This window comes from Acidovorax cavernicola, assembly GCF_003581445.1.
In genome coordinates this window covers 39843-55487 of record NZ_QXMN01000007.1, presented here as the reverse complement: position 1 = coordinate 55487, position 15645 = coordinate 39843, and the positions used below count along the sequence as shown (strand labels likewise).

Here is a 15645-nt window from a genome sequence, read left to right as displayed (position 1 = left end):
CATGGTGAAATCCTCCCTCTTCTCTGTGTGTTGATACTCAAACTAGACTTGTCCGATGGCCCACGCAACGGATTCCCTCCCCGACACGCCAGACGCCACCGCACCCTCCACAGTGCTCGGCGCCTGCCCGCACGATTGCCCCGACACCTGCGCCCTCGTCACCACCGTCAAGGACGGCGTGGCGGTGAAGCTGCAGGGCAACTCCGCCCACTCGCACACCGGCGGCGTGCTGTGCACGAAGGTGTCCCGGTACATCGAACGCAATGACCATGCCGAGCGGCTGGTGCAGCCCCTGAAGCGCGTCGGCCCCAAGGGCAGCGGCCGCTTCGAGCCCGTCTCGTGGGAGACGGCATTGGACGACATCGCCGCGCATCTTCGGGGATTGCAGGCCGAGCCGGAAGCAATTCTCCCCTACAGCTATGCGGGCACCATGGGCCTCGTGCAGGGCGAATCGATGGACCGGCGCTTCTTCCACAAGCTCGGCGCCTCGCTGCTGGACCGCACCATCTGCTCGATGGCGGGCGGCGAAGCGATGGTCTACACGCTGGGCGCCAAGGTCGGCATGCGCATCGAGTTCTTCGCCGAAGCCAAGCTGATCCTGATCTGGGGCAGCAACTCCATCGCCAGCAACCTGCACTTCTGGCGCCACGCCCAGGCCGCCAAGCGCGCCGGCGCGCGGCTGGTGTGCATCGACCCGCGCAAGACCGAAACCGCCGACAAGTGCGACGAGCACATCGCGCTGCTGCCCGGCACCGACGCCGCGCTGGCGTTGGCCCTCATGCACGAGCTCATCGTGCACGACTGGCTCGACCACGACTACATCGCGAACCACACGCTGGGCTGGGAACAGCTGCGCGAACGCGCGCTGCAGTGGCCGCCGTCGCGCGCGGCCGAGGTCTGCGGCATTCCCGAGGAACAGATCGTCTCCCTCGCCAAGGCCTACGGCACCACGAAGCCGGCTGCGATCCGCCTGAACTACGGCATGCAGCGCGTGCGCGGCGGCGGCAACGCGGCGCGCGCCATCGCCTGCCTGCCGGCGCTGGTCGGCGCCTGGCGCGACCGCGCGGGCGGCTTGCTGCTCAGCAGCTCGGGCCACTACCCGGTCGACCGCGCCGCGCTGCAGCGCCCCGACCTGCTGGCCGGGCGCAAGCCGCGCATCATCAACATGAGCACCATCGGCGATGCGCTGCTCGGCACCGCCAAGCCGGTGAAAGCCGTGGTGGTCTACAACAGCAACCCGGTCGCGGTGGCGCCCGAGTCGGCCAAGGTGGCGGCGGGCTTCGCGCGCGAAGATCTCTTCACGGTGGTGCTGGAGCAGTTCCGCACCGACACCGCCGACTACGCCGACTACCTGCTGCCGGCCACCACGCAGCTCGAACACTGGGACATCCACTGCAGCTACGGCCACACCGACGTGCTGCTGAACCAGCCGGCCGTCGCGCCGCGCGGCGAGGCCCGCAGCAACGCCTGGGTGTTCCGCGAGCTGGCGCGCCGCATGGGCTTCGACGAGCCCTGCTTTGCCGAGAGCGACGAGTCGCTGTGCCGTACGGCCTTCGCCGACAACGCGATCGACTTCGAGCAACTGCGCGCGCAGGGCTTCACCAGCCTGAAACTGGCCGAGGCGCCGTTCGCGGCAGGCAAATTCCCCACGCCCTCGGGCCGCTGCGAATTCTTCAGCGATCGCCTGCAGGCCATGGGCATCGACGGCCTGCCCGACCACGTGCCCAACTGGGAGCCGGCCGGCAGCTCGACCGAGTTTCCGCTGGCCATGATCTCGCCGCCCGCGCGCAACTTCCTCAACTCGACCTTCGTCAACGTGACGAGCCTGCGCGCCATCGAGGTCGAGCCGCTGCTGGAGATCCACGCCGACGACGCCGCCGCGCGCGGCATCGAGGACGGCGCCACGGTGCGCGTGTTCAACCAGCGCGGCGAGCACCGCTGCCGCGCCGAGGTGTCGCGCCGCGCACGCCGCGGTGTGGTGCACGGCATGGGCATCTGGTGGCGCAAACTCGGCATGGACGGCACCAACGTCAACGAGCTGACCAGCCAGCGCCTGACCGACATCGGCCGGGGCCCGACCTTCTACGACTGCCTGGTGCAGGTCGAGCGCGCGTGAGGGGGCTGGCCGCGTTGGCCCTGGCCGGCACGCTCGGCCTCACGGGCTGCGCCGACCTCGGCTACTACTGGCAATCGGCCAACGGCCACCTGGGCATCCTGCGCGCGGCCAAGCCCGTGCCCGACTGGCTGGCCGACCCGTCAACCTCGGCGGCGCTGAAGGCCAAGCTCGAACTCGCGCAGCGCATCCGCCGTTTCGCGTCCAGCGAACTCGGCCTGCCCGACAACCGCAGCTACACCTCGTACGCCGACCTGCACCGCGCCGCCGCCGTGTGGAACGTGGTCGCCGCGCCGCCGTACTCGCTCACGCTCAAGAGCTGGTGCTTCCCGGTGGCCGGCTGCGTGGGCTACCGCGGCTACTACGACGAAGCCGCCGCCAAGGCCGAAGCCGAGGTGCAGAAGACCCACGGCCTCGAAGTGGCGGTGTACCCCGTGCCGGCGTATTCCACGCTCGGCTGGATGAACTGGGCCGGCGGCGATCCGCTGCTGTCCACCTTCATCGGCTACCCCGAGGGCGAGCTGGCGCGCATCGTGTTCCACGAGCTGGCGCACCAGGTGCTCTACGTGTCGGGCGACACCGTGTTCAACGAGTCGTACGCCACCGCGGTCGAACGCATCGGCGGTGCGATGTGGCTGCAGCGCGAAGCCGGGGAGGCGGCGCGTCGCGAGTACGCGCAGTTCGACGCGCAGCGGCAGGACTTTCGCGCGCTCGCCCTGAACACGCGACGCGCGCTCACGCAGGTGTACGAATCGCCCGAGGCCAAGGCGAAAGACTGGACGAAGGTCGAGGCCCTGAAGCAGGCCGCCATGGCCGACTTCCGCAACCGCTACGCCACGCTGAAGACGGCCTGGACCGGCCCGCGCCAGAACGCCTACGACGGCTGGGTGGCGCGTGCCAACAACGCGGCCTTCGGTGCGCAGGGCGCCTACGACGACCTGGTGCCCAGCTTCGAGCAGCTCTTCGAGCGCCAGGGCCGCGACTGGCCGCGCTTTTACACTGAGGTCCGGCGCATCGCCGCGCTGCCGACCGACGCCGAGCGCCGCAGCGCGCTGCAGGCGGCCACCGGCATCCTGCACACCAGGCTCGATCGCACCGAGCACACGCACAACAACGGAGATCACGGTGTCTGACATCCACATCGAACGCAACCACACGCTGGGCATGGCCGGCGCCCGCGAAGTCGCGCGCCAATGGGTGCAGCAGGTCGAGCAGGACTACGGCCTCGAATGCACCTACACCGAAGGCGCCGACGGCGACGTCGCGCAGTTCAGCCGCGCGGGCATCGACGGCACGTTCGAAATCACGGACGACACCTTCCGGATCGAGGCGACGCTGGGCTTCCTGTTCAGCAGCTTCGGCGGCCAGATCGAACAGAAGATCGCGCGCAACCTCGATGAGTTGCTCGAGGCGCCGCAGGGCGGCAGCCGCTTCGCCTGAACCGGGCGGCGCCGGGGCACACTCGGCGCCATGACGCAAAGCTCTTCTTCTCCTTCTCCCGCCGCAGGCCCGCTGGCCGGCCTCAAGGTCGTCGAACTCGGGCAACTGATCGCCGGTCCGTTCGCGGCGCGCACGCTGGCCGACTTCGGCGCCGACGTGGTCAAGATCGAGCCGCCCGGCGCGGGCGATCCGCTGCGCACCTGGCGGCTGCTGAAGGACGGCACCTCCGTCTGGTGGCAGGTGCAGTCGCGCAACAAGCGCTCGCTGGCGCTGGACCTGCGCGAACCCGAGGCCCAGGCCATCGTGCGCCAGCTCGCGGCCGAGGCCGATGTGCTGGTCGAGAACTTTCGCCCCGGCGCGATGGAAGGCTGGGGCCTGGGGCCCGACGAGTTGCTGGCCGCCAACCCCGCGCTCGTGATGCTGCGCATCAGCGGTTACGGCCAGACCGGCCCCTACCGCGACCGCCCCGGCTTCGGCGTGGTGGCCGAAGCCATGGGTGGGCTGCGCCACCTCACGGGCGAACCGGGCCGCGTGCCGGTGCGCGTGGGCGTGTCGATCGGCGACACGCTGGCCTCGTTGCACGGCGTGATCGGCGTGCTGATGGCGATGCAGCACCGCCACGCCACCGTGAGCGCCGAGTTTCCGAAGGGTCGGGGCCAGGTGGTCGATGTCGCGCTGTACGAGGCGGTCTTCAACTGCATGGAAAGCCTCCTGCCCGAGTACGGCGCGTTCGGCGCGGTGCGCGAGGCGGCCGGCAGCGCGCTGCCGGGCATTGCGCCCACCAACGCCTACCGCTGCGCGGACGGCGGCTACGCCATCGTCGCGGGCAACGGCGACAGCATCTTCAAGCGGCTCATGGCCTGCATCGGCCGGCCCGACCTCGCGGCCGACCCGGCGCTGGCGGGCAACACGGGGCGCGTGGCGCAGGTCGACATGCTCGACGCCGCCATCGGCGACTGGGCCGCGCAGCGCACGGTGACGGAAGTGCTGGCCGCGCTCGATGCCGCGCATGTGCCGGCCGGGCGCATCTACACCATCGCCGACATCGCGGCCGACCCGCACTACGCCGCGCGCGGCATGCTGCAGGAGGTGAAGATGCCCGACGGCAGCGGGCTCGCCGTGCCGGGCTTCGTGCCCAAGCTGTCGCTCACGCCGGCCGGCCACCGACGCAATGCGCCGGCGCTGGGGGCGGACACGGAGGCGGTGTTGAAGGAGATCGGCTTGAGTGCGGAGCAGATCGCCGCGCTGCAGGAGCGCGGGATCGTCGGGTAGCCGGGGTGGCCGATCAGGCCCGGAGGGATTCGATCAGGTCGATGTACTTCTGCTTGGCTTCATCGGCGGTGGCGCCCTTCTGGGCCGTCCACGCGTCCCACTTGGCGCGCGCGACGATGTCGCTGAAGCTGGGTTTCTTGGCGGTGTTGTCGCCTTCGGTCGCCTGCTTGAACAGGGCGTAGATCTTCAGCAGCGTCGGGTTGTCGGGGCGCTCGGCCAGCAGCTTGGAGTTGGCCTGGGCGGCTTCGAATAGGGCGTTCAGATCGGACATGGCGGTCGGCGGTTCGTTGAAAAAAGAGACAAATGCGAGCCGCGCATCTTAAATGGGTTGGTACCCGGGGGTACCAATTCAGTCCGTGAGGCCCGCGCGCGCCAGTTCGACATCCAGCCGCTCGCGCGCATCCGCCGGCGTCAGCGCCGCCGCCTTCTCGTACAGCTTGTTTGCCTCGCCCGTGCGCGATTCGCCGTGCAGCATCAGCAGCGCACGGGCGTACTCCATCATCCCGGCCGCCGAATGGGGGTGCAGCGTCAGCCCGCGCTCGAACAGCTCGATCGAGGTCTCGGCACGCACGCCGTACGTCATGCGCCCGACCAGCGCGCCGACCTTGTCGATCACCTCGGCGTGGAAGGCGGCCAGCGCGAGGTGCGCATCGCCGTGCTCCGGCTGCAGTTCGATCACGTGCTCCAGCGCGCCCTTGAGCTTGGTGCCCAGGCCTTGCGCCAGCGCGCGCGCCACGCTGATGCCCTGGCTGTAGCGGCCCAGCGCATAGGCCTGCCAGTAGAGCGCCTGGCAGTTGTCGGGCTCGGCCGCGACCTGCGCGCCGGCACGTTCGATCACCTGCCGGAACATGGACAGCCGCACGGCCTCGCGCGGCTCCAGGTAGTTGGCGTAGATCGCGGTCGCCTGGTTGGCGAGTGCCAGGCCGTCGGGGCCGTGCAGCAGGCCGAGTGCGGCGGCGCGTTCGAATTCGCCACTGTGGTACAGCGCCCAGCCTTCGGCCAGCGGCGCGCCGGCCGCGGGCGGCGGCAGCGCGTGGCCGGCGTGCAGGCGCGGCCAGTGCGTGAGCAGGCTGCGCGCGTCGTAGCGCGGCACGTCGGTGTAGGGCAGGGGTGTCCAGGGTTCGGCGCCGGTTCCGGTGGCGGCAGCGGGGCTGGCGGACAGCAGCGAGAGCGGTTTGAAATCGGAGTGGGGCATGGATGTTCTAGGCCGCCATATCGACCGTCGGAGGCACGTGGCTGGAGGGGCTGGCGGCGTTTTCGCCGTTGTAGGCATTGCTCAGCGACAGCAGATGCCGGCGCTGGTCGCGTGCGAGGTAGGGCGCGAGCAGGTGCAGCGTGTGGTGGCCGCCGCGCATCAGCGCGCCTTGGGCATGCGCGGGCTCCAGCGCCTGGCGCGGGTTGCGTACGTACTCGTAGCTGAGCCAGTAGGTCAGCACCACGACCATGCTCTGGGCCAGCGTGTCGACCTCGTGCGCGTCGATGTCCAGGTGGCCGGCGCGGCTGAGGCCCGCGATCAGCTGGCGGATGGCGCGCACCTTGTGCTTGAGCACGAGCTGGAACTGGGTCTCCAGGTGCCGGTTCTTGCTCAGCAGGTCGTTGAGGTCGCGGTAGAGAAAGCGGTAGCGCCAGATCAGCTCGAACAGGCTGTGCATGAAGAACCACGCGTCCTCCACGTCGTGCACGCCTTCGCTGGCGTGCAGCAGCTCGTGGAGCTCGGCTTCGTAGCCTTCGTAGAGCTTGTTGATCAGCTCTTCCTTGGCGGGGTAGTGGTAGTAGAGATTGCCGGGGCTGATGTTCAGCTCGCCGGCCACCAACGTGGTGGAGACGTTCGGTTCCCCGAAGCGGTTGAACAAATCCAGTGCGGCTTCGAGGATGCGCTGTGCAGTGCGGCGTGGCGCCTTCTTTGCCATGTCGGTGCCCCCGTTGTTTCTCTTGGTTTCTGGGGGCACTCTAGCGCATGTGCGCTGCACCATGAACGGTGCGGGACATGTTTTGCGGCGCTTAATTTTTGTGCAGTGCCGCAATTACAGAACGATGTCAGCCGGCCTTGGTGCGGCGCAGGGTCTTCTTGGCCGCGGGGGCCGTCGCGGTCTTGCGCGTGGCGCGCACGGGCGAGGTCTTGGCATCGCGCTGCTTGAGCTGGGCTTCGAGCGTCTCGATGCGCGCCTGCAGCGCGGCCACGTCGGCGGCCGAGGGCACGCCGAGCTTTTCGAGCGCGCGCGCCACGCGGTCTTCGAAGATGTTCTCGAGCTTGCCCCACTGACCGGCGGCCTTGGTGCCGAACTCGCTGGCGAAGCCGGCCATGCGCTGCTGGGCCTGGGCCAGGGTCTCTTCGGCGGCCTGCTGGGTCTTCTTCTGCATGCCGGCGCCGTCCTTGACCAGCGCCTCGAAGGCCTTGCTGCCTTCCTGCTGCATCTTGGCGAAGGCGCCGAGGCCGGCCAGCCAGATCTGCTGGGCGGAGTCCTTGATGCGGTCGGAGGAGTTGTCGGTCTTGTCGTCTTTGGAGGTGGCCATGCGGTGTGTTCCTTTGGGGCAATCGCACGACTCTAGCCGCCCGGGCGCCCCGTGGTTAGGGCGCGCCGCCTATCTCCCCGGGCAGGATCAGGGCGTGCCGCCCGCTGCGCGGCTGGCGTCCAGGTGCGACTTGGCCCGGTCGGCCAGGGCCATTTCGCCGGGCGTGGCGGGGACGAAGGCCTCCACCGGCAGCGGCCGGCCGTGCGAATCGACGGAGACGAAGACGATGAGGCATTCGGTGGTCTTTTCCATCACGCCGCCCTTCATGTCGCCGCTGCGCACCTCGACCGAGATGTTCATGCTGGTCTTGCCGGTGTAGGCCAGGCGCGCCTCGACCTCGACCAGGTCGCCGATCATGATCGGCCGGTGAAAGCGGATGCTGCCGATGAAGGCGGTGACGCAGTAGCGCTTGGCCCAGCTGGTGGCGCAGGCGTAGCCGGCCTCGTCGATCCACTTCATGACCGTGCCGCCGTGGACCTTGCCGCCGAAGTTGACGGTGCTGGGTTCGGCCAGGAACCGGAGGGTGATGGAAGACATGGGGCGCCTTTTGTTCTGTGGGCTGTGGATGGGGGACCGCGATTATGCGAGCGGGCGGCCGGTTTCCAGCTGTCAATCAGCTATCAGCTGCCACTGAACAGCTGCGCCAGCGTGCGGCGCAGCCAGGCGTTGCCCGGGTCGGCATGGAAGCGCTCGTGCCAGTGCTGCTTGACGGCGTAGGCCGGCAGCGTGAAGGGCGGGGCCAGCACCTTCACCGGCTCCTGCGTGGCCAGCACGTTGCCCAGGATGCGCGGCACCACCACGATCAGCTCGGTGTGGGCCACGATGCGCGCCACGCTCAGGAAGCTCGACAGCCGCACCACCACGTTGCGCTTCAGGCCCAGGCGCGCGATGGTCGTGTCGACGATAGCGTGCCCCGTGCCCGAGCTGGACACCACCGCGTGCGCCTCTTCCTCGAAGCGCTTGCGCGAGAGCTTGGCGCCGATGCGCGGATGGTTCTGCGCCGCCAGGCAGACGAAGTTCTGCATGAACAGCACCTGCTGGTAGAAGCCCGCGTCCAGCTGCGGCATGAAGCCCACGGCCAGGTCGACGTCACCGTCCTGCAGCCGGCGGCCGCTGTGGGTGGAGATGATCTCGGTCTCGATGTGCACGCCCGGCGCCGCGTGGCGCAGGTGATCGAGCAGGCCGGGCAGCAGCACCACCTCGCTGATGTCGGTCATGCAGATGCGAAAGCGCCGCTGCGCACGGGCCGGCTCGAAGCTGCTGCGGTTGCCCTGCGCCTGCGCGAGCTGCGCCAGCGCCTCGCGCAGGTTGGGGTAGATGCGCTCGGCGTGCGGCGTGGGCTGCATGCCCTGCGCGGTGCGGGTGAACAGGCGGTCGTCGAAGTGCGCGCGCAGCTTGTTCAGCGCCGTGCTGGCCGCCGCCTGCGCCATGCCCAGGCGCTCGGCGGCCTTGGTGACGTTGCCGGTCTTGTAGACCTCGTCGAACACGGCGAGCCATTCGAGATCGAGCTTGGACATGGGGCGTTCCGGTGAAGGCGAAAGACACCATTATCGAAATTTCTAATTCCGTGTATTGGCTCTCGGTCTTGAGGAAATAGTGGGGGAGCTCAACAATGCGCGACCCGGAGACACACCACCCATGAATCCCGCCCCTTCCATCGCCGCCGCCGCACCGGCCAATGCCGCCGAACGCCGCGACTACTACGCCCGCATCCGCCCGCTGAACCTCTCGCCGCTGTGGGAGTCGCTGCACGCCCTGGTGCCGCGCGAGCCGCAGAGCCCCTGCGTGCCGGCGCTGTGGCGCTACGACGAGATCCGCCCGCTGCTGATGGAGTCGGCCGACCTCATCACCGCCGAGGAGGCCGTGCGCCGCGTGCTGGTGCTGGAGAACCCGGCGCTGCCGGGCAATGCGTCGATCACGCAGTCGATCTATGCGGGCCTGCAGCTCATCATGCCGGGCGAGGTCGCGCCCTCGCACCGCCACGTGCAGTCGGCGCTGCGCTTCATCGTGGACGGCAAGGGCGCCTACACCACCGTGGGCGGCGAACGCACGACGATGCACCCGGGCGACTTCATCATCACGCCTTCGTGGGCCTGGCACGACCACGGCAACGAAGGCATCGGCGGCGTGACCGAGCCGGTCGTGTGGCTCGATGGCCTGGACATTCCGATGCTGCGCTTCTTCGACGCCGGCTTCGCCGAGAACGACGACGCCAAGGTGCAGCATGTGGCGCGGCCCGAAGGCCACAGCCTGGCGCGCTTCGGCCACAACATGGTGCCGGTGCGCCACGACCACACCTCGTCCACCTCGCCGATCTTCAACTACCCCTACCTGCGCAGCCGCGAGGCCCTGGCTCAGCTGCAGGTGCAGGAAGCGCCCGACGCCTGGCTCGGCCACAAGCTGCGCTACATCAACCCGCTGACCGGCGGCTCGCCGATGCCGACCATCTCGACGCAGCTGCAATTGCTGCCCAAGGGCTTTGCCGGCAAGACGCACCGCGCCACCGACGGCACCGTCTACAGCGTGGTGGAAGGCCACGGCACGGCCGAGATCGCCGGCCAGCGCTTCGACTTCGGTCCGCGCGACACCTTCGTCGTGCCCTCGTGGGCGCCGCTGCGGCTGTCGTCGCCCGCCGAGGACAGCGTGCTCTTCAGCTTCTCCGACCGCCCCGTGCAGCAGGCCATGGGCATCCTGCGCGAGGCCTTCCTCGAAGACGCCTGACAGCCCGGCGACCTTCCTTCTTCTTTTTCTTGTCTGTCTGATGTGCCGCCCCACGCGGCAGGAGCTTCCATGTCCTTCGTCTTCACGCCCCCTTCCATCGTCGGCCTGCCCATCGTCGGCTCCGACAAGCAGTTCCCCGTGCGCCGCGTCTACTGCGTCGGCCGCAACTACGCCGCCCATGCGCGCGAGATGGGCTTCGACCCCGACCGCGAACCGCCGTTCTTCTTCTGCAAACCCAACGACGACGCCTCGGTCGTGCCGGTGGCCGAAGGCGCGACCGGCGCCGTGCCGTACCCCTCGCTGACCAGCAACTACCACTACGAAGCCGAGCTGGTGGTCGCCATCGGCAAGGGCGGCAGCAACATCCCGGTCGATCAGGCCGCGAGCCACATCCACAGCTACGCCGTGGGCCTGGACATGACGCGCCGCGACCTGCAGATGAAGATGCGCGAAGCCGGCCGCCCCTGGGAGATCGGCAAGGCCTTCGACTTCTCGGCACCCATCGCGCCGCTGCGCACGCTGGCCGACGTGGGCGAGATCAACGCCGGCGCCATCACGCTCGAGGTGGATGGCCAGGTGCGCCAGAACAGCGACATCACGCACCTGATCTGGTCGGTGAACGAAGTCATCGCCAACCTCTCGACGCTGTTCGCGCTGCAGCCCGGCGACCTGATCTTCACCGGCACGCCCGAAGGCGTGGGCGCGGTGAAGCCGGGCCAGACGATCAAGGTGAGCATCGAGCGCCTGCCGTCGCTCACGGTGCGCATCGACTGAGCGCCCCGATCAGCACAAGCCCGCGATGACTTCTTCGAAGAATCCCCCCACCGTGCTGCTCGTCGGCGGCGGCATCGGCGGCATGGCCGCCGCGCTCGCGCTCGCGCGCCTGGGCGTGTCCATCGACCTGCTGGAGCAGAGCGCCGTCATCGGCGAGATCGGCGCCGGCCTGCAGCTCGGGCCCAATGCCTTCGCGGCGCTCGACGCGCTGGGCGTCGGCGAGGCCGTGCGCCGCAGCTCGGTGTTCACCGACCGGCTGGTCATGATGGACGCGGTCGACTGCGCCGAGGTGGCCTCGGTGCCCGTGGGCGAGGCCTTCCGCGCGCGTTTTCGCAACCCCTATGCGGTGAGCCACCGCGCCGACCTGCATGGCGCGATCCACGAGGCCGTGAAGCAGCATCCGCTGATCCGTTTCCACACCTCGGCGCAGGTCGAGGCGCTGGACATCGGTGCGCGCGGCGTGACGGCGGTCACGCGCGACGGCCGCCGCTTCCAGGCCGACGCCATCGTCGGCTGCGACGGCGTGAAGTCGGTGGTGCGCGCGAAGTTGATCGGTGACGCGCCGCGCGTCTCGGGCCACGTGGTGTACCGCGCCGTGGTGCCTGCGGCCGACATGCCCGAAGACCTGCGCTGGAACGCGCCCGTGGTCTGGGCCGGCCCCAACTGCCACCTCGTGCATTACCCGCTGCGCCACGGCGAGCAATACAACCTGGTCGTCACCTTCCACAGCCGCGAGCAGGAGGAGTGGGGCGTGAGCGACGGCAGCAAGGACGAAGTGCTGTCGTACTTCGAGGGCGTGCATGCGCGCCCGCGCCAGCTGCTCGATCGCCCGACCTCTTGGCGGCGCTGGAGCACCGCCGACCGCGACCCGGTCGAGCGATGGAGCGACGGCCCGGCCACGCTGCTGGGCGACGCGGCGCATCCCATGATGCAGTACCTCGCGCAGGGCGCGTGCATGGCGCTGGAAGACGCTGTGACGCTCGGCGAGGCCGTGAAGGCCTGCGACTTCGACATGACCGCCGCCTTCCAGCGCTACGAGCAGGCCCGCATCGCGCGCAGTGCGCGCGTCGTGCTGTCGGTGCGCGAGATGGGGCGCCTGTACCACGCCAAGGGTGTGGAGCGCCTGGTGCGCAACAGCCTGTGGACCGGTCGCACGCCCGAGCGCTTCTACGATGCGGTCGAGTGGCTCTACGCCTGGCGCCCCGAAAGCTGCCTCGGCGACGCATCGCCGTCGCGCTGAAACGAAATCCCCTCAACCTTTCCAACCAAAGACAAGGCCACAGGCCAAGGAGACATGCCATGCGATTCATTCGAAAACTGATCACGGGCACCCTCGCCCTGGCCACCGCCGCCGGCGCGTGGGCCCAGGGCAGCGACTACCCGAGCAAGCCGGTGACGCTGATCACCCCGTTCGCGGCCGGCAGCGGCCCCGACGCGGTGTTGCGCCTGGTGTCCGACAAGCTCTCGCGCCTTTGGAACCAGCGCGTGGTGGTCGACAACCGGCCCGGCGGCGGCGGCTTCATCGCCATCGACCAGGCGCGCCGCGCCGCGCCCGACGGCTACACGCTGCTGCAACTCGACAGCGAGCACATCGCCGCGCTGCCGCACCTGTACAAGTCGCGCAACTTCGTGACGCTGCAGCACTTCGACCCCGTGGCGTCGCTCTTTCGCACGCCCTTCTTCGTGGCCGTGGGCAGCGACTCGAAGTGGAAGACCATGGGCGACCTGATCGCCGACGCCAAGGCGCACCCCGAGGCCATCGTCTATGGCTCGTGGGGCGTCGGCAGCCCGGGCCATCTGGGCGCGCAGCAACTCGAGGCGCTCACGGGCATCCGCATGCGCCACGCGCCGTACCGCGAGGTCTCGCAGCTGTATTCGAACGTCGGCACCGGCGAGGTGCCGTGGGCCTTCGCGAGCATTCCGTCGAGCCAGGGCATCTACAAGGCCGGCAAGCTGCGCTACATCGCCGTGGCCGCGCCCAAGCGCATCCCGCAGATGCCCGACGTGCCGACCATGGCCGAGGCCGGCGGCCCGGCGTCGCTGGAGGTCAATTCCTTCGTGTCGCTGCTGGCGCCCAAGGGCGTGTCGGCGGCCGTGAAGGCGAAGATCAACGCCGACGTGGCCAAGGTCATCGCCGACCCCGAGATCCGCGCCCGCTTCGACACCTTCGCCTTCGAGCCGCTGGCCTGGTCGCCCGAGGAGATCGGCCGCAATGCCGAGGCCAAGTCGAAGATCTACGGCGAGCTGGTGCGCCGGGGCAACATCAGCCTGGATTGAGGTTCGCCCCCAGGCTTCGCGCACTTCGTGTCGCTTCGCCAACCCCCTGCCGGGGGCGACACCTGCAGCCCGGCAAAGCCGGTTCTGCGGTGTCCCACGGGCGAATCGCCAGTTTCATGTTGCATGCAAGGCAGTTAAGCTGGCCGTCTTTTGCTTTTGTTTACTTTTCTCCCATGCACGCTTCCAAGAGAGCCCTCCTGATCGCCTGCGGCCTGGCCGCCACCGCGGCACTGCCGTTCGCCGCCCACGCTGACAACACCGCCGCCTGGCCGACCAAGCCGATCCGCCTGCTGGTGGGTTTCCCGGGCGGATCGACGCCCGACATCGCGGCGCGCACCATCGCCGAGCCGCTGTCGAAGGCGCTGGGCCAGCCGGTCGTGGTGGACAACAAGGCCGGTGCCTCGGGCAACATCGCGGCCGACCAGGTGGCCAAGGCCACCGACGACCACACGCTGGGCATCGTCATCAACGGCAACCTCACGTCGTCGAAGATGCTGTACCCCAAGCTGCCATACGACCCGGCGAAGGACTTCACCTACCTCTCGCTGATCGCCACCGCGCCGCTGGTGCTCGTGGCGCAGAACAGCCTGCCCTCGGGCACCGCCTTCTTCGACGCCGCGCGCCAGGCCGGTGACAAGTGGAACTACGGCTCGGTGGGCGTGGGCTCGGTCGGCCACCTGGGCATGGAATTGCTCAAGAGCCGCGTGAACGGCTTCAAGCCCGAGCACGTGCCCTACCAGGGCAACCCGCAGGTCGTCACCGGCATGCTGGGCGACCAGGTGCAGATGGGCCTGATCCCGCCGGGCGTGGCCATGCCGCAGATCCGCGCCGGCAAGCTCAAGGCCGTCGGCCTCACGGGCGGGCGCAGCGCGCTGGTGCCCGAAATCGCCCCGCTGGCCGATGCCGGCGTGAAGGACTTCAACCTCGAGGTGTGGGTGGCGCTGCTCGGCCCGGCCAGCCTGTCGAAGCCCGCACAGGCGCGCATCAGCCGCGAGATCGAGATCGTCATGAAAGACCCCGATGTGCGCCGCAAGCTCTTCGAGCAAGGCTGGCAGGCCGTGGGCACCTCGCCGGACGGCATGCGCACGCGCGTGAAGGAAGAGGCGGCCATCATGAGCAAGATCATTTCCACGCGAGGCATCAAGCTCCAGTAATGACCGTTCAGCAGACGACCCTGACCGAACCGGCACGCTCACTGCCGGTGTTCGGCGACTTCGACGTGGTGGTGGTCGGCGGCGGCCCCGCCGGCATCGCTGCCGCCGTGAGCGCCGCGCGCCATGGCGCGCGCACGCTGCTGGTCGAGCGCTACGGCTTCCTCGGCGGCATGGGCACCGCCGGCGGCGTGACCAACTTCGCGGGCCTGTACGGCAAGCGCCGCGGCGAGATGACGCAGCTGGTGCGCGGCGTGGTCGACGATCTCATCGACCGCATCGCCGGCTTCAACGGCATGAACGCGCCGCAGAACGGCATGGGCGGGCGCATCTGCGTGCGCTCGTACGACACCTCGGCCTACAAGCTGGCCGCCGACCAGCTGCTCACGGCGGCCGGTGTGCAGATGCTGTTCCACGCGTATGCCGCGGCGGTGCTGCACGACGGTGCGCGCATCGCCGCGCTGGTGGTCGAGACCAAGTCGGGCCGCCAGGCGATCCGCGCCAATGCCTTCATCGACGCCAGCGGCGACGCCGACGTGGCCGCCTTCGCGGGCGTGCCTTTCGAGGTGGGCGACGGCCACGGCAGCGGGCTGTTCCCGACCACCATGTTCCGCATCGGCCAGGTCGACGCGCCGGCTGCGCTGGAAGCGGTGGGCGAGTTCTCGGCCATCAACGGCTTCATGGCGCGCGCCGAGCAGCAGCATCCGGGCAAGTACAGCTTTCCGCGCGAAGGCGCGATCCTGCGGCCCAACAAGGACCCGCGCGAGTGGCGCGCCAACGTCACGCAGATCCGCAACGCCGAAGGCCGAGCGATGAACGGCGTCGATGCGCGCGAACTCAGCGAGGGCGAGCTCGAAGGCCGGCGCCAGATCGCCGCGTACTTCAAGTTCCTGCAGGCCGAGGTGCCGGGCTTCGCGCCGTCGGCCATCGTGGAGATCGCACCGCAAGTCGGCATCCGCGAGACGCGGCGCATCCAGGGCCTGTATGCGCTGGGCCGCGAGGACATCCTGGGCTCCGCGACCTTCGACGACACCATCGGCCTGAACGCCTGGCCGATGGAAATGCACGCCGACGGCCGCATCGAGTGGGCTTTCCCGCGCGACGAAGCCAACGCCTACAACCACCTGCCATGGCGCATGCTGGTGCCGCAGACGGTCGACAACCTGCTGGTGGCTGGACGCTGCGCCTCGATGACGCACGAAGGCCAGTCGGCCGCGCGCGCCAGCGGCGGCTGCTTCGTGATGGGGCAGGCGGCGGGCACGGCGGCGGCGTCGCTGGGCAGTGGGCGCTTCGCGGCGGTCGATGTGGCGACGCTGCAGAAAAAGCTGCTGGCCGACGGCGTCGACCTCGACCGCTGAAGGCGACACGGCGCTAGAGTCCGGG

At 69.3% G+C, this 15645-nt stretch carries 16 protein-coding genes; 10 read left to right on the top strand and 6 right to left on the bottom strand.

Annotated features, from left to right (window positions below; translation table 11 throughout):
• The first annotated feature begins 55 nt into the window (after positions 1 to 55).
• Genes D3H34_RS08690 through D3H34_RS08675 form a run of 4 tightly spaced genes read left to right on the top strand, consistent with a single transcriptional unit; the run spans position 56 to position 4825 of the window.
• Positions 56 to 2116 carry a molybdopterin-containing oxidoreductase family protein gene (locus D3H34_RS08690; RefSeq protein WP_119553050.1) on the top strand — a complete coding sequence of 687 codons (2061 nt, stop codon included), beginning with the start codon at positions 56 to 58 and terminating at the stop codon, positions 2114 to 2116.
• A complete protein-coding gene (locus D3H34_RS08685) occupies positions 2113 to 3246 on the top strand; it encodes an aminopeptidase (RefSeq protein ID WP_119553049.1) in 1134 nt (377 codons plus the stop codon). Before D3H34_RS08690 ends, D3H34_RS08685 begins: the two co-directional genes overlap by 4 nt.
• Complete coding sequence (locus D3H34_RS08680; RefSeq protein ID WP_119553048.1) at positions 3239 to 3553, top strand: polyhydroxyalkanoic acid system family protein; 315 nt, start codon at positions 3239 to 3241, stop codon at positions 3551 to 3553. Before D3H34_RS08685 ends, D3H34_RS08680 begins: the two co-directional genes overlap by 8 nt.
• Before the next feature lie 30 nt (positions 3554 to 3583).
• Positions 3584 to 4825 carry a CaiB/BaiF CoA transferase family protein gene (locus D3H34_RS08675; RefSeq protein ID WP_119553047.1) on the top strand — a complete coding sequence of 414 codons (1242 nt, stop codon included), beginning with the start codon at positions 3584 to 3586 and terminating at the stop codon, positions 4823 to 4825.
• Positions 4826 to 4838: 13 nt separating this feature from the next.
• On the opposite strand, the gene D3H34_RS08670 is transcribed toward D3H34_RS08675, so the two are convergent.
• From D3H34_RS08670 to D3H34_RS08645, 6 genes are all read right to left on the bottom strand, one after another.
• A complete protein-coding gene (locus D3H34_RS08670; RefSeq protein ID WP_119553046.1) occupies positions 4839 to 5096 on the bottom strand; it encodes an acyl-CoA-binding protein in 258 nt (85 codons plus the stop codon).
• 78 nt (positions 5097 to 5174) lie between these two features.
• Entirely contained in the window at positions 5175 to 6020 is an 846-nt protein-coding gene (locus D3H34_RS08665; RefSeq protein WP_205736696.1) for a tetratricopeptide repeat protein, read from the bottom strand.
• Positions 6021 to 6027: 7 nt separating this feature from the next.
• Positions 6028 to 6735: a TetR/AcrR family transcriptional regulator gene (locus D3H34_RS08660; protein ID WP_119553045.1), complete on the bottom strand. Its 708-nt coding sequence runs from the start codon at positions 6733 to 6735 to the stop codon at positions 6028 to 6030.
• Between the two features lie 127 nt (positions 6736 to 6862).
• Positions 6863 to 7339 (bottom strand): phasin family protein, encoded by a 477-nt coding sequence (locus tag D3H34_RS08655; protein WP_119553044.1) that lies wholly within the window; start codon positions 7337 to 7339, stop codon positions 6863 to 6865.
• An 87-nt stretch (positions 7340 to 7426) separates the two neighbouring features.
• The gene (locus D3H34_RS08650; protein ID WP_119553043.1) at positions 7427 to 7876 is read right to left on the bottom strand and encodes an acyl-CoA thioesterase; all 450 of its coding nucleotides are present in this window, start codon (positions 7874 to 7876) and stop codon (positions 7427 to 7429) included.
• 83 nt (positions 7877 to 7959) lie between these two features.
• Entirely contained in the window at positions 7960 to 8856 is an 897-nt protein-coding gene (locus D3H34_RS08645; RefSeq protein ID WP_119553042.1) for a LysR family transcriptional regulator, read from the bottom strand.
• Between the two features lie 121 nt (positions 8857 to 8977).
• Between D3H34_RS08645 and gtdA the strand changes: the two genes are divergently transcribed.
• The 6 genes from gtdA (at position 8978) to D3H34_RS08610 (ending at position 15620) form a co-directional block, all read left to right on the top strand.
• Positions 8978 to 10060, top strand: a complete 1083-nt coding sequence (gtdA, locus tag D3H34_RS08640) for a gentisate 1,2-dioxygenase (RefSeq protein WP_119553041.1) — start codon at positions 8978 to 8980, stop codon at positions 10058 to 10060.
• A gap of 69 nt (positions 10061 to 10129) precedes the next feature.
• A complete protein-coding gene (locus tag D3H34_RS08635; RefSeq protein WP_119553040.1) occupies positions 10130 to 10834 on the top strand; it encodes a fumarylacetoacetate hydrolase family protein in 705 nt (234 codons plus the stop codon).
• A 25-nt stretch (positions 10835 to 10859) separates the two neighbouring features.
• Entirely contained in the window at positions 10860 to 12074 is a 1215-nt protein-coding gene (locus D3H34_RS08630; protein ID WP_119553039.1) for a 3-hydroxybenzoate 6-monooxygenase, read from the top strand.
• A gap of 59 nt (positions 12075 to 12133) precedes the next feature.
• Complete coding sequence (locus D3H34_RS08625) at positions 12134 to 13111, top strand: Bug family tripartite tricarboxylate transporter substrate binding protein (RefSeq protein ID WP_119553038.1); 978 nt, start codon at positions 12134 to 12136, stop codon at positions 13109 to 13111.
• A 173-nt stretch (positions 13112 to 13284) separates the two neighbouring features.
• The gene (locus D3H34_RS08615) at positions 13285 to 14265 is read left to right on the top strand and encodes a Bug family tripartite tricarboxylate transporter substrate binding protein (RefSeq protein WP_119553144.1); all 981 of its coding nucleotides are present in this window, start codon (positions 13285 to 13287) and stop codon (positions 14263 to 14265) included.
• Positions 14265 to 15620 (top strand): FAD-dependent oxidoreductase, encoded by a 1356-nt coding sequence (locus D3H34_RS08610; RefSeq protein WP_119553037.1) that lies wholly within the window; start codon positions 14265 to 14267, stop codon positions 15618 to 15620. Before D3H34_RS08615 ends, D3H34_RS08610 begins: the two co-directional genes overlap by 1 nt.
• Positions 15621 to 15645 lie beyond the last annotated feature (25 nt).

Coding starts and splice junctions, on each gene's coding strand:
- D3H34_RS08690 (WP_119553050.1), top strand. CDS start 56: ATGGCCCACGCAACGGATTCCCTCCCCGACACGCCAGACGCCACCGCA.
- D3H34_RS08675 (WP_119553047.1), top strand. CDS start 3,584: ATGACGCAAAGCTCTTCTTCTCCTTCTCCCGCCGCAGGCCCGCTGGCC.
- D3H34_RS08670 (WP_119553046.1), bottom strand. CDS start 5,096: ATGTCCGATCTGAACGCCCTATTCGAAGCCGCCCAGGCCAACTCCAAG.
- D3H34_RS08665 (WP_205736696.1), bottom strand. CDS start 6,020: ATGCCCCACTCCGATTTCAAACCGCTCTCGCTGCTGTCCGCCAGCCCC.
- D3H34_RS08660 (WP_119553045.1), bottom strand. CDS start 6,735: ATGGCAAAGAAGGCGCCACGCCGCACTGCACAGCGCATCCTCGAAGCC.
- D3H34_RS08655 (WP_119553044.1), bottom strand. CDS start 7,339: ATGGCCACCTCCAAAGACGACAAGACCGACAACTCCTCCGACCGCATC.
- D3H34_RS08650 (WP_119553043.1), bottom strand. CDS start 7,876: ATGTCTTCCATCACCCTCCGGTTCCTGGCCGAACCCAGCACCGTCAAC.
- D3H34_RS08645 (WP_119553042.1), bottom strand. CDS start 8,856: ATGTCCAAGCTCGATCTCGAATGGCTCGCCGTGTTCGACGAGGTCTAC.
- gtdA (WP_119553041.1), top strand. CDS start 8,978: ATGAATCCCGCCCCTTCCATCGCCGCCGCCGCACCGGCCAATGCCGCC.
- D3H34_RS08635 (WP_119553040.1), top strand. CDS start 10,130: ATGTCCTTCGTCTTCACGCCCCCTTCCATCGTCGGCCTGCCCATCGTC.
- D3H34_RS08630 (WP_119553039.1), top strand. CDS start 10,860: ATGACTTCTTCGAAGAATCCCCCCACCGTGCTGCTCGTCGGCGGCGGC.
- D3H34_RS08625 (WP_119553038.1), top strand. CDS start 12,134: ATGCGATTCATTCGAAAACTGATCACGGGCACCCTCGCCCTGGCCACC.
- D3H34_RS08615 (WP_119553144.1), top strand. CDS start 13,285: ATGCACGCTTCCAAGAGAGCCCTCCTGATCGCCTGCGGCCTGGCCGCC.
- D3H34_RS08610 (WP_119553037.1), top strand. CDS start 14,265: ATGACCGTTCAGCAGACGACCCTGACCGAACCGGCACGCTCACTGCCG.